This is a genomic window from Mesorhizobium sp. W067, assembly GCF_054719525.1.
In genome coordinates, this window is the sequence record NZ_JBTTII010000001.1 from 2,546,729 (window position 1) to 2,562,014 (window position 15,286).

Genomic DNA, 15,286 nt, shown 5'->3' on the forward strand with positions numbered 1-15,286 from the left:
GAGCCCTTACGATTCGGCCTCCTGCACAATTACTTACGTCGCTTGACCAGTCCCAGCCGGATCAGGCTTTCGCCCGTGGCAGTCAACGCATCTTCGCGCGAGCGTGGCGCCCAGCCGAGCACGCGCACCGCCTTGGCGTTGGTGGCGTTCTTGATCTTGCCCAGTTCCGTTGCGAGTTGTGCCGCTTCCGGATTGAACAGCCCGATGATGCGCACCAGCCAATCGGGAAACTCCCGCGTCGAGACGCGCGACGCCGCCGGCCCGAGCCGCGTCTTCAGGGTCTGCGCGATCTCGCGCACCGTCATGAAATCGCCGGCGACAGCGAGGAACCGTTCGCCCTTGGCGGCGGGGTGGGTCATGGCGCGAACATGCAGATCCGCCACGTCGCGCGCGTCGACGACGCCGAAGGACAGGCGCGGCAGCCCAGGCACGGCGCCGTTCAGCATGCGCTGGACAAATTCGGTCGAGGTCGAATGGTCCGCGCCGAGCACCGGTCCAAAGATGCCAACGGGATTGACGACCGCAAGCTCCAGCGCGCCGCCCTGCTCGGCGATGAAATCCCAGGCCGCGCGCTCGGCGAGCGTCTTGGACTTCACATAGGCGCTGACCTTGCCTGCCGGATCGGTCCAGTTTTCCTCGTTGAAAGGCTGCCCATCCGCGCGCATCTTGCCATAGCCGACGGCCGCGAAGGATGAGGTGAGCACGACGCGCCTGACCCCGGCATCCCGCGCCGCCCGCAGCACGCGCAACGCGCCCTCGCGCGCCGGAAGGATCAGGTCATCCTCATGCGTGGGCACGCCGGGCGGAAAAGGCGATGCGACATGCAGCACGTAATCGCAGCCGGCCACCGCCGCCGGCCAGCCTGCGTCGGCCATCAGATCGGCATGGGCGAATGAAAGGGCGTCACCGGGCTCCGTGCCACCTGCCTTGAGCATGGCGAGCACATCGGCTTCGCGCCTGGCCGATCGCACGGAGGTGCGGACGCGGTAGCCGGCCTTCAACAGTTCGAGGATGCAGTGAGCGCCGAGGAAGCCGGACCCGCCGGTGACCAGCACCAATTCGCCGCTCATATTAGCCTCCTCGACGATTTATCCCTTCGAGACCCCTCAGATCGCCACCTGCGTGCCGATCTCGACCACACGTCCGGTCGGGATCTGGAAATACTCCGTCGCATCGGCCGCCGAGCGGGCGAGCCCGATGAACAGCTTGTCCTGCCACACCGGCATGCCGGAATTGGGCGATGCCTTGAGCGAGCGCCGCGACAGGAAGAACGACGTCGTCATGATGTCGAACTTCCAGCCCTGCTTGCGGCAGATCGCCAGCGCGCGCGGAATGTTGGGCTGCTCCATATAGCCGAAGGTCAGCGTCACCCGCATGAACAACTCGTTGACTGTCTCCATCTTGACCCGCTCGCTGTCGGGCACCAGCGGCTGCGGTGCGGTGACCACCGACAGAATGACGTTCTGCTCGTGCAGCACCTTGTAGTGCTTCAGGCTGTGCATCAGCGCTGTCGGCGCGCTTTGCGGATCGCTGGTCAGGAACACGGCGGTGCCGGACACCAGCTGCGGCTTCTTCTTCAGCAGATTGCCGGCGAGGAAATCGAGCGGGATTTCGTTGCGCCGGGTCTTGTCGAACAGATAGCGGCTGCCGCGCACCCAGGTCCACATCGCCAGAACGATGGTGAAGGCCACCGCAAGCGACGCCCAGCCGCCCTCGAACACCTTCACGATGTTGGAGGCGAAGAAGCCGATGTCGATGAAGCCGAACAGCGCCGTCATGGCGACGGCCACCCACAGCCGCCATTTCCAGATGCGGGTCATGACGACGAACAGCAGCACCGTCGTCACCAACATGTTGCCGGTCACCGAGATGCCATAGGCAGAGGCGAGCTTGCTCGATTCGCCGAAACCGACGACCAGCAACATCACCGCCAACGCCAGCAAAACATTGACGCGCGGCATGTAGATCTGGCCCGACTGCCGTTCCGACGTGTGCAGGATTTCGAGGCGCGGCAGCATATTGAGCTGCACCGCCTGCCTGGTCAGCGAGAAGGCGCCCGATATGACCGCCTGGCTGGCGATGACCGTCGCCGCGGTTGCCAACACCACCATCGGGATCAGCGTCCAGCCTTCGTTCATCTCGAAGAATGGATGGCCGACGTGACCGTTCTTCGCCAGCACGAAAGCGCCCTGCCCGGCATAGTTTAGCAGCAGGCAGGGAAACACGATGGCCAGCCAGGCGAGCACGATGGGCTTGCGGCCGAAATGGCCGAGATCGGCATAAAGCGCTTCGGCGCCGGTGACGGCGAGGAAGATGGCGCCGATGGTGACGAAGGCGACATCGGGCGAATTGATCAGGAAGGCGACGATGTAGTGCGGGCTGACCGCCCACAGGATTTCGGGATCGGCGATGATGTGGTTCAAGCCCGAAAGACCGATAGCCAGGAACCAGACCGCCGTGATCGGGCCAAAGATCAGCGCCACACCGCCGGTCCCGAAGCGCTGCACCGAAAACAGGATCGCCAGGATGACCAGCGTCAGCGGCACGACGTAGGGCTGGAAGGTCGGGGTAACGACATTCATGCCTTCAACCGCCGAAAGCACCGAGATTGCCGGCGTGATGACGGCGTCACCGAAGAACAATGACGCGCCGACAATACCGATGGCCAGGATGATCGCCGAGCGGGTCGGGAAACTGCCGCGCGCCAGCGCCATCAGCGACAGCACGCCGCCCTCGCCTCGGTTGTCGGCTCTGAGCACGAACATGATGTATTTGATGGTGACGATAATCGTCAACGACCAGATGATCAGCGACAGCACGCCCAGAATATCGCCGCGCTCGGCGATTTCGCCGCCGGAGGACGCAACAAGCGCTTCCCGGAAGGCGTAGATCGGGCTGGTGCCGATGTCGCCATAGACCACACCGAGCGCGCCCAGCATCAGAACTTTGGTGCTGTGCTGTTCGATTTCGGGATGGCTCGATTGTTCGACGGGTTCTGCCTCAATACCAGCATTGGTAAGGGCCATGGACGACACTCCGATAAGCGCGCGGTGCTCTACGCTTGCTGCGATGCAATATCAAGTGCCGTGACGGTAGGGCTACCATGTTCCCAGCGCAGGGCTTGCCCCGCAATGACCGGTGCGTGGCGTCAAAGGCTGCCGGAAACCTCAGATCGCCACCTGCGTGCCGATCTCGACCACACGTCCGGTCGGGATCTGGAAATACTCCGTCGCATCGGCCGCCGAGCGGGCGAGCCCGATGAACAGCTTGTCCTGCCACACCGGCATGCCGGAATTGGGCGATGCTTTGAGCGAGCGCCGCGACAGGAAGAACGACGTCGTCATGATGTCGAACTTCCAGCCCTGCTTGCGGCAGATCGCCAGCGCGCGCGGAATGTTGGGCTGCTCCATATAGCCGAAGGTCAGCGTCACCCGCATGAACAACTCGTTGACTGTCTCCATCTTGACCCGCTCGCTGTCGGGCACCAGCGGCTGCGGTGCGGTGACCACCGACAGAATGACGTTCTGCTCGTGCAGCACCTTGTAGTGCTTCAGGCTGTGCATCAGCGCTGTCGGCGCGCTTTGCGGATCGCTGGTCAGGAACACGGCGGTGCCGGACACCAGCTGCGGCTTCTTCTTCAGCAGATTGCCGGCGAGGAAATCGAGCGGGATTTCGTTGCGCCGGGTCTTGTCGAAGAGATAGCGGCTGCCGCGTATCCAGGTGGTCATGATCAGCCCCATGAGGCAGGCAACGGATATTGACACCCATCCGCCTTCCACGATCTTGACGACATTCGCCAGGAAGAAACCCATGTCGATGGTGCCGAACAGCAGCGCCAATGCCAGGGCGAGCCCAAGCTGCCATTTCCACAAATTGCGCATGACAACGAACAGCAGAATGGTTGTCATCAGCATCTCGCCGGTCACCGAAATTCCGTAAGCGGAAGCCAGCGAACTCGAGCTGCCGAAGCCGACAACCAGCAGCATCACTCCCATGGCGATGAGCAGGTTGACGCGCGGCATATAAATCTGGCCGCTCTGCATTTCGGACGTGTGCTGCACCTCGATGCGGGGCAGCAGGTTGAGTTGCACTGCCTGACGTGCCAGCGAAAAAGCACCCGAGATCACCGCCTGACTGGCGATCACGGTGGCGGCCGTTGCCAAGCCGACCATTGGCATCAGCGCCCAATCCGGCAACATCTCGAAGAATGGATTGGTCGGCCTGCCGCCATTCGCCAATACAAAGGCGCCCTGGCCGAAGTAGTTGAGCAGCAGGCAAGGAAACACCACGGAAAACCACGCGAGCACGATCGGCTTGCGCCCGAAATGTCCAAGGTCGACATAAAGCGCCTCGGCCCCCGTTACCGCCAGGAACACTGCACCAACGGTCACGAAAGCGGCGGTCGGCGTGCCGGCTAAGTAGGCGATCGCATAATACGGGTTGATCGCCAACAGCACCGAAGGATCATCCATCAGGTGGTAGAGCCCGGAAACGCCGATGGCCAGGAACCATAGCGCCGTCACCGGCCCGAATACTGCCGCCACCTTCCCCGTGCCGAAGCGCTGCACGGAGAACAGAAATGCCAGGATGACCAAGGTGATCGGAACGACATAGGCCTCCAGCGTCGGTGTCACCACTTCCAGGCCCTCAACTGCCGACAGCACGGAAATGGCCGGAGTTATGATAGCGTCTCCGAAAAAAAGCGACGCCCCGCAAAGTCCGATGCCGAGGATAAGCTTGGCGCCTTTTGGATAGGCGCTGCGCGCCAGCGCCATCAGGGACAGCGTGCCGCCCTCGCCCTTGTTGTCGGCGCGAAGCACGAAAGCGACGTATTTTATGGTGACGATAATCGTCAGCGCCCAGACGATCAGCGACAGCACGCCCAGGACATCTATACGCGTGTCGGTACCAGGCGAAGCGTGAAGCGCCTCGCGGAAGGCATAGATCGGGCTGGTGCCGATATCGCCATAGACGACGCCAAGCGCGCCCAGCATCAGAACTTTGGTGCTGTGCTGTTCAGTGTGGGAGTGGTTCGGTTGTTCGACGGGTTCAGCCTCGCTACCGATGCTGGAAAGAGCCATCGACTACTCCCCGATCACCGCGCGGTGCGCCTTGCTTGCTGTCATGCGATATCACCTTCGACACGAGCCTTCCACCGCTACCAACCGCAAGCCTTCAGAAACCGCCCCACCGTGCCGGCCATGCCATACTCCAACGCATCGGCTGTCAACCCGTGTCCGATAGACACTTCGGCCAATGCCGGAATGCGCTTTGCCAATGCCGGAAGGTTGTTCACCACCAGATCGTGCCCGGCATTGACCTGGAGCCCGGCGGCGACTGCGGCATCCGCGGTTTTTCCCAATCTTTCCAGCTCCTTCCGCGCCTTGGCGGAATCGGAATGGTAGCTGCCGTAGGGCCCGGTATAGAGCTCGATGCGGTCGGCGCCGGTGTCGCGCGCGGCATTGACGCCGGTGGGATCCGGATCGGAAAACAGCGACACGCGGAAGCCCCCTTTTTTCAGACGCTTGACGATCGGGTTAAGGAACGCCGCCTCGGCGGCAAAGTTCCAGCCATGGTCCGATGTCGCCTGCGCCGGATCGTCGGGCACCAGCGTCACCTGCTCCGGCTGGTGCCTTTCCACAAGCGCCAGAAAATCCTCGGTCGGGTAGCCCTCGATGTTGAATTCCGCCTTGGGAAACTCGTCGTCGATAAGCGCCCGGATCTCCGGCAGGTCGGAATGCCTGGTGTGGCGCTCGTCGGGCCGCGGATGAACCGTCAGCCCGTGCGCGCCGGCCGCCAACGCCAGGCGGCCGAGCCCGGTGACGCTGGGCCATGGCAGGTTGCGGCGGTTGCGCAGCATGGCGATGGCGTTGAGATTGACCGAGAGTTTCGCGGGCATGGCGTGAGGTCCGGCTGTTTGTGCAGCGCATCTATACTGCCTTTGATGGGAACAGACAGGGGCTTTCGGGTGTTCCAGTGATGACATCTGCTCGCAAGGGGGAACCCAGCCAATGAATTTTCTCCAGTCCGTGCCCGCAATCCGCCGCCTCGAAACCGACCGTGAGGACCTTTTCGCCATCGACGTCGTCGGCCATGTCTCTGCCGCCGACGGCGAAAATCTGTTCGGATTGCTGGAGGCTGCCTACGCGCTGCACCCGAGGATCGACGTCTTGGTGCGGCTGGTCGACCATGAGGGCGTCGACTGGATCGATATGGACGACGAGACGCTGAAACAAGGTACGGTTCATGCGCTAGAGCATATCGCCCGGTGCGCGACGATCGGTGAGCCCGACTGGATAGCGGATGCGCGGAACTTCCTTCCGGCTTCGCCACCCATCGAGTTCAGGCACTTCGCGGCCGAGGATGAAGCGGATGCCTGGCAATGGCTGGGTGCGACGCCACTCAGCCCTGCTGCGCCGGCTGCTACCTGACGCCAGCTATCTAACGCCAGCTATCTAACGATCGTCAGGCGCTCTGCCGCCCGCGTGATGGCGGTATAAAGCCAGCGCTGGCGGGTTTCCTTGAACGCCCAGCTCTCGTCGAACAGCACGACATCGTTCCACTGCGAACCCTGCGCCTTGTGCACGGTCAGCGCGTAGCCATAGTCGAAATCGTCAAAGCGCTTCTTCTGCTGCCAGGGGATATCGGCGTCCGGATCCTCGAAAGCCGACTTGAGCAGCTTGATCTTGGCGACGCCGCGGTCGGGATCGTCCTCCTCGGGCGAGACCAGAAGGTTGATGCCCGGCTTCACCGTTTCGCGCGACGAGGTCATTACCTTCCACAGCGAACCGTTGAGCAGGCCCTTGGCGGGGTCGTTGCGCAGGCAGACCAGCTTGTCTCCGGCCTGCGGATAATCGGCATTGAAACCCTTCAGCTCGCGCAGGCGCTGATTGTAGCGGCGGCGTGTGCGGTTGGTGCCGACCAACACCTGGTCCGCCTTCAGCACCAGCTCCTGGGTGACGTCCTCCTTGCCGATGACCTGCGCGGTGCCGTAGTCGCCACGCATGAACTCGCGGCCCTCGCGCACGTCGAGCGCCAGCTGGATGATCGGATTGTCGCGCGCCTGGCGGTGGATTTCGGTCAAGAGCACATCCGGCTCATGCTCGGTGAAAAAGCCGCCGCCCGAGATCGGCGGCAGCTGCGCCGGATCGCCAAGCACCAGGATCGGCGTGCCAAAACTCAGAAGGTCGCGGCCAAGCTGCTCGTCGACCATCGAGCATTCGTCGATGACCACCAGCTTCGCCCGTGAAATAGGACTTTGCCGATTGAGCGAGAAGGTCGGCGACATCGAGGTCTTGCCGGTCACCTCGTCCGACACCGATTCCTCGCCCTTCGGCCGGTAGATCAACGAATGGATGGTGCGGGCATTGACCGCGCCCTTGGAACGCAGCACCTGCGCCGCCTTGCCGGTGAAGGCGGCGAACTGCACCTGCCCGTCGACATGCTCGGCAAAATAGCGCGCCAGCGTGGTCTTGCCGGTGCCGGCATAGCCGAACAGCCGGAAGACCTGCGGCCGGCCCTCTTTCAGCCAGCGCGCCACCGCCTTCAACGCCTCATCCTGTTGGGGAGAGAATTCCATCGATTCGACAGACCGGATTCGCGAGAGAAAGACAAGCTTGGTGCCAACCACCGCTTAAAACGATGGGATTGCCTCACCTTCAACGGGACAAACTAGCAGGCGCAAATGCGAACGTAAAGTGAACATGCAAGCGGATAACGAACGATTTGAATTCAGGCATTTGAACCTAGATCGGGCAATGCCACTATCACGGACATGATCGAGATGCAGATCGGCGCAGACACCTATAAGCGAGGATATTGATGAGGTCGTTCGCAGACAGGCTGATCGGAAAGTCGATAAAGAAGATCGAAATCGGCGAACCTGGTTATGGCATCGTTGTCTCCTTGTCGGATGACGCAGGGTTCGCGATATATACCGAGGTCACGGCCTGTCTGAGTGACGAAAATGCCAGAACCATAGAACGTGTTACCATCAGCGACGAGCAAGTGATCCTCCACTTGGCTGACAACGACTTCGTCGCCATTTCCAAAAACCGTGGCCGCTTCGCCGTCGTTGAGGCGTTTGTCTATGGGGACGACGAAGGCATGGTCGTCGAAAATTAGTTGTATCGGCCGCCAGATTTCAAACACCAACCACAGGCGGACTATATGTTCGCGCCGCCGCCGCTACCTCTGGTCGGCCCGGGATCGTTCTCCAACAAAATCGGCTTGCCGTGCGGGGTTGCATGCGCGGCGCGTTCCCAGGCGGCGGCGAGCGTGTCGACGTCACTTTTTCCCGCGACGCCCTTGGCCTCCAGCAGCGTCTCCAGCGCAGCCAGCCAATGCTCGTAGTAGTCGTGGCCGTCGCTTGCGGCGCCCGGCTTCTTCACTTGCGCCGACAGCGCATCGGCCCATTCGCTCCACGAAAACAGGCCCTTGTCATGCAGCGCCACCGTCATGGCGAAGGCTTCGGCCTGCCAGGGTTCGGCGAATACCGGTTCGTCCAGACCCGCCGGCAATGCACCTTCAGGCCGGCTCAAGATAGCTCTCCCAGGCATCGATCGAGACGGTCAGCGTCGGGTCGGCGCCCTCGCCCCAGATTTCCGAGCCATCGAAGACCACGGTATAGACCCATTGCGGGTTTTCACCGTTGCCATGCGCGTTGCTGTCGGGGAACACAAAACCGTCACGCACGGCCTCGACAACTCCGTGCTTGCCGCGCGCATAACGCGGCAGCCTCGTGTGGGCGGTGGGATTGAAATTCCTTGTCCGCACCGGGTCGCCGGCCTTGAAGCGCGGCGCCGTCTCGACCGGCCGGTGGCAGGGACTGCCCTTGGCCAGCACCGCCGGAACGTTTTCGGCCTTCAACACCCTTTTGGGCGTCGCCGCCGGATCGACCGCCCGACCTTCCGTCAGATCGCGCTCGCTGACGAAGCCATGGCGCTTCAGCAGCACCTCGAGCGCTTTGATCCATATCTGGTAGTAGCTTGAGGAATAATAGACGGCCGGATGCAGCGATTCCCTGGCGTGCCGGCTCTCGTCGATGTTCCACGCGCCCATGGCGCCGGCAGTCAGCGTCACGCCGAGCGCCCGCCTCTCCCAATCCGCATGAAAATACGGTTCGTCCTTTTCGGGCGCGACCGGCCCGAAACCCATCTGCCCACCGAGATCCTGCGGCCCGTTCATGCCGGTACCTTCTTTGTCCCGGGTTCTTTGGCCACCGCCGTGCCGATCATCGCATCGCGGCTGACCAGTTCGGCGAGTTGGTCCTCACTCCAGCCTTCGGTACCGTCAGGCCGCATCGGCACCACGAGATAGCGCAGTTCGGCAGTCGAATCCCAGACGCGGATGTTTTTCTCCGCCGGCAAGGTCAGCCCGAACTCCTCCAGCACGCCGCGCGGATCGATAACCGCCCGCGAGCGATAGGGCGGCGCCTTGTACCAGACCGGCGGCAGCCCGAGCACCGACCACGGATAGCAGGAGCACAGCGTGCAGACGACGAGGTTGTGCGTCTCGTCGCTGTTGAACACCGCCTGCATGTGCTCGCCCTGGCGGCCGCTATAGCTCAGCGAAGCGATCGCTCCCGTCGCATCGCGCTTCAGCCACTCGGCATAGGCCGGATCGCTCCAGGCTTTCGCCACCACCCTGGCGCCGTTGCGCGGCCCGATCTTGGTCTCATAGGTGTCGACGATGACGTCGATTGCGGCCGGATCGATCAGGCCTTTTTCGGTGAGGATGGTCTCCAGCGCGCGCACGCGCGCCGCAAACGGGTCGAGCTCATTGTCGTGGTCATGATCATGGGACATGACCTCAGATTAGGATCGGCGGCACGCGGCCGCAAGTATGACAGCTTGGGCCACGGGCTATCGCCTATTCGGCGGCGGCCTTTTGCGGCTCGAGCCGATCCTCGGGACCGAACAGCGAGGCCTGCTCGCCGCTCTCGACCGCATGCAGCTCCGGCCTGTTCTTTTTCGAAGAGAAGAAGCTCACCAGCCAGCCGGAGAAATTCTCGAAATAGACATAGATGACAGGGGTGACGAACAGCGTCAGCGCCTGGGAAGCGAGCAGCCCGCCGACGACCGCGACACCGAGCGGCTGGCGCAGCTCAGCACTGGCGCCGGTGCCGAGCGCGATCGGGAACGTGCCCATCAGCGCCGCCAACGTCGTCATCATGATCGGCCTGAAACGCATCAGGCACGCCTTGTGGATGGACTCCTTGGCCGACATGCCTTCTCGTCGCAGCTCCAGCGCGACGTCGACCATCATGATGCCGTTCTTCTTGACGATGCCGATCAGCATCAGGATGCCGATCACCGCGATGACGGACAGGTCCATGCCGGCAAAGCGCAGCGCCACCACCGCGCCCAGCACCGCCGAAGGCAGGCCGGTCAGAATGGTCAGCGGATGGATGAAGCTCTCATAGAGGATGCCGAGTACGATATAGATGGTCAGAATGGCGCCGCCGATCAGCAGGCCCTGATTGGCCAGCGAATCCTGGAAGGTCTTGGCGGTGCCGGCAAAGCTGGTCGAAATCGCCGGCGGCATGCCGATCTGCTCCTTCAGCGCGGCGATGCGGGCCGTGCTGTCGCCCAGCGCCACGCCTTGCGGCAGGTTGTAGGAGATGGTCACCGCGGGCAGCTGGCCGAGCTGGTTGACCGTCAGCGCGCCGGCGGTGCGGTCGACGCGGGCAAAGGCGCCGAGCGGCACCAGGCTGCCGCTTGCCGTCCTGACCTGGATGGCCAGCATGCGCTCGGGCGACCATTCGATGTTGGGATCGAGCTCCATGATGACTTCGTAGCTGTCGGCCGAGCCAAAGATCGTCGAGACCTGCTCCGTGCCGAAGCCGCCATAGAGACTGGAACGCAGCGTGTCGGTGTCGATGCCGAGCGACGCCGCCTTGTCGCGATCGACCACCAGCGTCGCCTGCAATGAATTGTTCTGCAGATCGCTGGTGACGTCGGTGAAATTCGCATGATCGGCCGCCATCGCATCGTTGAGCTTTTGCGCCCATGTGTCGGTCAGGCCGGTATCGAGGCCCTGAACGACGAGCTGGTAGGCGCTGGCGGAAGAACGCGCGCCAAGCCGCAGGTTCTGCACCGGCTGCATATAGGCATCGATCCCCGGCACAGTGGCCAGTTGCCGCCGCAGATCCGACAGCACCTTGTCGATGTCGGGGCGCTGGCTCTTGTCCTTCAGCTGCACATAGAGCTGGCCCTGGTTCAGCGCATTGTTGCCGCCGCCGGCTGACCAGGCGACATGCGAGACATAGGGCGAATGCGAGAAGACACTTGCCGCCTGGTTCTGCAGCTTGACCATGGCGTCGTAGGAGATGTCCTGCCTGGCGATCGTCGTAACCGAGATCTGGCCGATATCCTCTTGCGGGAAAAAGCCTTTCGGCGAGACCTCGATCAGCCAGACCGACCCTGCCGCCGTGCCGGCGAAGACGAGGAACACCAGAAAAGTGTGGCGCAGGCAGAAGGTCAAAAGCCGGTCATAGCCGCGGGTGACGATATCCTGCTTGTGGCCGGGGGCATGCTTGTCGCGATCGGCCTTGGTCACCGACAGCAAGCGCGAACACAGCATTGGCGTCAGTGTCAGCGACACGAACATCGAAGCCAGGATGGCGACCGTCACCACGACGGCGAATTCGTTGAAGATGCGGCCGATGACGCCGCCCATTAGAAGCACGGGGATGAACACCGCCACCAGCGAGATCGAGATCGAGATGATGGTGAAGCCGATTTCGCGCGCGCCCTTCAGCGAGGCATCGAAGGCCGAGAGACCGTCCTCCTCCATGTGGCGAAAGATGTTTTCCAGCATGACGATGGCGTCGTCGACGACGAGGCCGACTGCGAGCGTCAGGCCCATCAGCGAGATGTTGTCGATGGAAAAGCCGAACAGGAACATGGCGCCCAGCGTCGCGATCAGCGAAATCGGCACCGCCACGGCCGGGATGATGGTTGCGGTCACCCGGCGCAGGAAGACGAAGATCACCATCACCACCAAAGCGATGGTCAGAAGCAGCGTGAACTGGACGTCGTCGACGGCCTGGCGGATCGAGGTCGAACGGTCGTTGAGCAGCTTGATGTCGGCAGCGGCCGGCATTTGGTCCTTGAACGACGGCAGCATCGCCTTGACCTTGTCGACGACGTCGACCGTGTTGGCGTCGGGCTGGCGCTGCACCGCCAGGATGATGGCGCGCGTGCCGTCATACCAGCTTGCGGTCGTCGTGGTCTCGACCGAGTCGATGACGCGCGTCACCTCGCCCAGCCGAACGGGATGGCCGTTCTTGGTGGCGATGATGAGGTTGGAAAATCCCGCCGCATCGGTGAGCTGCGTATTGGCCGTGATGGTCAGCTGCTGCTTGTCGTTCTGCAAGACGCCGAGCGGCGTGTTGGAGTTGGCCGACGCGATTGCCGTCTGCAGCTGGTCGATCGAAATGCCGCGCGCCGCCAGCGCCGTCGGGTCGATCTGCACGCGCACCGCATATTTCTGCTGGCCGAAGATCGACACCTGCGCCACGCCGTCGATGGTCGACAGCGAGGGCGAGATGACGTTTTCGGCGAAGGCGTCGAGGTCGGTGAGCGGAACCGTGTCGCTGACCAGCGACATCAGAAGGATCGGCGCGTCGGCCGGATTGACCTTGCGATAGCTCGGCGGCGCTGTCATCTCGGGCGGCAGTTGCCGCTGCGTGCGTGCGATCGCCGCCTGCACGTCGGCGGCCGCCGCGTCGATATCCCGGTTGAGCACGAACTGGATGGCAATGGACGTGCGTCCCAGCGAATTGCTGGTCGAGATGGAATCGATGCCGGCAATGGTGGCGAACTGCTTGATCAGCGGCGTCGCCACCGAAGTGGCCATGGTTTCGGGTGACGCGCCGGCCAGGTTGGCCGAGACATTGACGACCGGGAATTCGGCGCTCGGCAGCGCCGCCACCGGCAGGAACTTGTAGGCAAACAGCCCGCCCAGCACGAGGGCGAACGACATCAGCAGCGTCGCGACAGGCCTTCTTATGCAGAATTCTGAGATCATTGGGCAGCTCCGCCGGCTTTGTCGGCTTCCGCCACCTTAGGCGCTGCCTGACGGCCGGCAGTTGCCTTGCCTTCATGCACGCTGGCGCCGTCCTTCAGCCTGGTTTGGCCCTCGACGACAACCTTCTCGCCCGACTTGACGCCCTCGCTGATGGCGCTGTTTTCGCCTTCGGTCAGCGCCACCTGCACCGGCCGCATCTCGACCGTATTGTCCGGTTTCACGACATAGACGAACGGCCCCTTCTGGCTGGGCTGGACCGCGACCGTCGGGATGGATGTCATCTGCGGCATGATGCCGGCGTCGAGCACGACATTCACATACTGGCCGGGCCACAGTGAAAGATCGGCGTTGGGAATGCTCGCCCGTGTCGCGATGGTGCCGGACGCGGTGTCGACGCTGGAATCGACGAAGTCGAGCGTGCCCTTGCCGATCGGCGTCGGATCGCCATCCTTGGTCAGCGTCACCGCGCCTTGCTGCGGGTTGGCCAGCGCCTTGTGCAGCAGCGCCAGGTTGCTCTCCGGCAGGTTGAAGTTGACTTGCAGCGGATCCATCTCGGTGATCGTCACCAGCGGCGTGGCCGTGCTCGAGTTGCCGTTGCTCAAGGTAACGAGGTCACCGACCGAAACGTTGACCGCGCCCAGCCGGCCGGCAATCGGCGCCTTGATGCTGGCAAAGCCGAGCTGGACATTGTCGGCGTCGATCGTCGCCTTGTCGGCATCGACCGTCGCCGCGGCAGCCTTTTGCGCCGCCACCGCCTGGTCGTAGGTCTGCTGCGTACCGGCCTGCTTGGCGACGAGATCCTTGGCGCGCTGGAGGTCGGAGCCCGAACTGGTCAGCAGGGCCTGGTCCTTGGCGAGCGTCGCCTGATCCTTGGCAAGCTGCGCCTTGAGCGCCCGGTCGTCGAGCGAGAACAAAAGGTCGCCCGCCTTCACCATCTGGCCGTCGTTGACGTCGATCGACACGATCTGGCTGGACACGCGGGCATTGATGTTGACCACAGCCGGCGAAGACACGAAGCCGATGGCGTAACGGCGGATCGGAAAATCGGCCATTGTCGCGGTGGCCGAGACGATCGAGGCCGAACGGGCGGCATTACCGCCGGCGCCGGATTTGCCCCCAGCCTTGTCGGCCGAAGCCTTGTCCGATCCAGCCGGCTTGTCCGTTGCTGCCGCCTGCCTGGCGTCCGGCAGCATCTGCTGCAGACTGCTCATTGCCGCCGGCGAAAAATAGACCCATGCCGCGGCGACACAGGCCGCCGCCACCACCACCGCCAGAACGACTTTTCCGCGCATCGACTAAAAGCCCTATGATCCGACACGCCGAACCCGGTGGTCTCATTCTACCCAATCACGGCGCTTGCCGCGATCTCGCCGAAGTAGATAGAACGCACATTTGTCGGAAAAGGGCCAAAACACGGCATTACGAAGATTTAATGTGCACTGCACAATGACTATGCAGCCGGCTCAGCAGTCGGAAAACCAGCCAGGATGCGGTTGAGATTTCAGGCCGGATGGGTCTATTTCAGCATCGGCCAGAGCGTCGCCGCCAAGAGCACGCCCATGGCGATGTTGAACCATTTCAGCCGCACCGGATCCGACAGGAATCCGCGCAGCGCTGTGCCGAAGCCGGCCCACACCGAGACGCTCGGCAGGTTGACGACGGTGAAGGCGATCGCGATCAGCGCCACCGACAGGAACGGGTGGCCCGGATTGGAGTAGACGGCCATGGCGGTGATCGCCATCACCCAGGCTTTCGCATTGACCCACTGGAATGCGGCTGCCTCGATGAACCGCATCGGCCGTGCCTCCGTCTCACCCTTGCTGGACAGCGAGCGCGACATGGCTATCTTCCAGGCGAGATAGAGCAGGTAGGCGCCGCCGGCGATCTTCAATCCGGCGTGCAAGGCCGGAAACGCCGTCAGCACCGCGCCCAGGCCGAAGCCGACGGCAAGCAACAGCACCAGGAAACCCATGCTGATGCCCAGCATATGCGGAATGGTTCTGACGAGGCCGAAATTCACGCCCGACGCCAAGAGCATGACGTTGTTCGGCCCCGGCGTGATCGAGGTCACGAAGGCGTAGACCAAAAGGGCAAGGAAAGCGTCGAGGGTCATGACGGCTCACAAAGGTCAGCAATGCTGACTTAAGTCGACAGGGCGTTGGACGCAACTTCATTCGATTGATCCAAAGCGCTCCGCCGTGATCCGTCTATCCGAGCCAGCCACGCCGGCACAGTCTACCTGCCGTGGGGCCGC

13 protein-coding genes are annotated in these 15,286 nt (G+C 62.8%); 2 read left to right on the forward strand and 11 right to left on the reverse strand.

The window, feature by feature from the left end; genetic code table 11:
* Positions 1-29 precede the first annotated feature (29 nt).
* From ACYG97_RS12595 to ACYG97_RS12610, 4 genes are all read right to left on the reverse strand, one after another.
* A complete protein-coding gene (locus ACYG97_RS12595) occupies positions 30-1,070 on the reverse strand; it encodes an SDR family oxidoreductase (protein WP_023668370.1) in 1,041 nt (346 codons plus the stop codon).
* 36 nt (positions 1,071-1,106) lie between these two features.
* A complete protein-coding gene (locus ACYG97_RS12600) occupies positions 1,107-3,026 on the reverse strand; it encodes a potassium transporter Kup (protein ID WP_286459217.1) in 1,920 nt (639 codons plus the stop codon).
* 141 nt (positions 3,027-3,167) lie between these two features.
* The gene (locus tag ACYG97_RS12605) at positions 3,168-5,081 is read right to left on the reverse strand and encodes a potassium transporter Kup (RefSeq protein WP_352519585.1); all 1,914 of its coding nucleotides are present in this window, start codon (positions 5,079-5,081) and stop codon (positions 3,168-3,170) included.
* A gap of 77 nt (positions 5,082-5,158) precedes the next feature.
* Positions 5,159-5,899, reverse strand: a complete 741-nt coding sequence (locus ACYG97_RS12610; RefSeq protein WP_023714735.1) for a pyridoxine 5'-phosphate synthase — start codon at positions 5,897-5,899, stop codon at positions 5,159-5,161.
* Between the two features lie 112 nt (positions 5,900-6,011).
* Here ACYG97_RS12610 and ACYG97_RS12615 point away from each other — a divergent pair, with 112 nt between their 5' ends.
* The gene (locus tag ACYG97_RS12615) at positions 6,012-6,431 is read left to right on the forward strand and encodes a SpoIIAA family protein (RefSeq protein WP_023682069.1); all 420 of its coding nucleotides are present in this window, start codon (positions 6,012-6,014) and stop codon (positions 6,429-6,431) included.
* Positions 6,432-6,451: 20 nt separating this feature from the next.
* On the opposite strand, the gene ACYG97_RS12620 is transcribed toward ACYG97_RS12615, so the two are convergent.
* Positions 6,452-7,579: an ATP-dependent DNA helicase gene (locus ACYG97_RS12620; protein WP_023668361.1), complete on the reverse strand. Its 1,128-nt coding sequence runs from the start codon at positions 7,577-7,579 to the stop codon at positions 6,452-6,454.
* A gap of 242 nt (positions 7,580-7,821) precedes the next feature.
* On the opposite strand from ACYG97_RS12620, the gene ACYG97_RS12625 reads away from it, so the two are divergent.
* Complete coding sequence (locus ACYG97_RS12625; RefSeq protein ID WP_023714736.1) at positions 7,822-8,124, forward strand: hypothetical protein; 303 nt, start codon at positions 7,822-7,824, stop codon at positions 8,122-8,124.
* A 41-nt stretch (positions 8,125-8,165) separates the two neighbouring features.
* Here ACYG97_RS12625 and ACYG97_RS12630 read toward each other — a convergent pair whose 3' ends face one another.
* The 6 genes from ACYG97_RS12630 to ACYG97_RS12655 form a co-directional block, all read right to left on the reverse strand.
* Positions 8,166-8,540, reverse strand: coding sequence for a nitrile hydratase accessory protein (locus tag ACYG97_RS12630; RefSeq protein ID WP_023714737.1), 375 nt, complete (start codon positions 8,538-8,540; stop codon positions 8,166-8,168).
* A complete protein-coding gene (nthB, locus tag ACYG97_RS12635) occupies positions 8,527-9,186 on the reverse strand; it encodes a nitrile hydratase subunit beta (RefSeq protein WP_023733833.1) in 660 nt (219 codons plus the stop codon). The genes ACYG97_RS12630 and nthB overlap by 14 nt, the downstream gene beginning before the upstream one ends.
* Complete coding sequence (gene nthA / locus ACYG97_RS12640; RefSeq protein ID WP_023733834.1) at positions 9,183-9,806, reverse strand: nitrile hydratase subunit alpha; 624 nt, start codon at positions 9,804-9,806, stop codon at positions 9,183-9,185. The genes nthB and nthA overlap by 4 nt, the downstream gene beginning before the upstream one ends.
* A 64-nt stretch (positions 9,807-9,870) precedes the next feature.
* Complete coding sequence (locus tag ACYG97_RS12645; RefSeq protein WP_023733835.1) at positions 9,871-13,032, reverse strand: efflux RND transporter permease subunit; 3,162 nt, start codon at positions 13,030-13,032, stop codon at positions 9,871-9,873.
* A complete protein-coding gene (locus ACYG97_RS12650; protein WP_023733836.1) occupies positions 13,029-14,324 on the reverse strand; it encodes an efflux RND transporter periplasmic adaptor subunit in 1,296 nt (431 codons plus the stop codon). Before ACYG97_RS12650 ends, ACYG97_RS12645 begins: the two co-directional genes overlap by 4 nt.
* 224 nt (positions 14,325-14,548) lie before the next feature.
* Complete coding sequence (locus ACYG97_RS12655; RefSeq protein ID WP_023733837.1) at positions 14,549-15,145, reverse strand: LysE family translocator; 597 nt, start codon at positions 15,143-15,145, stop codon at positions 14,549-14,551.
* Positions 15,146-15,286: the final 141 nt, after the last annotated feature.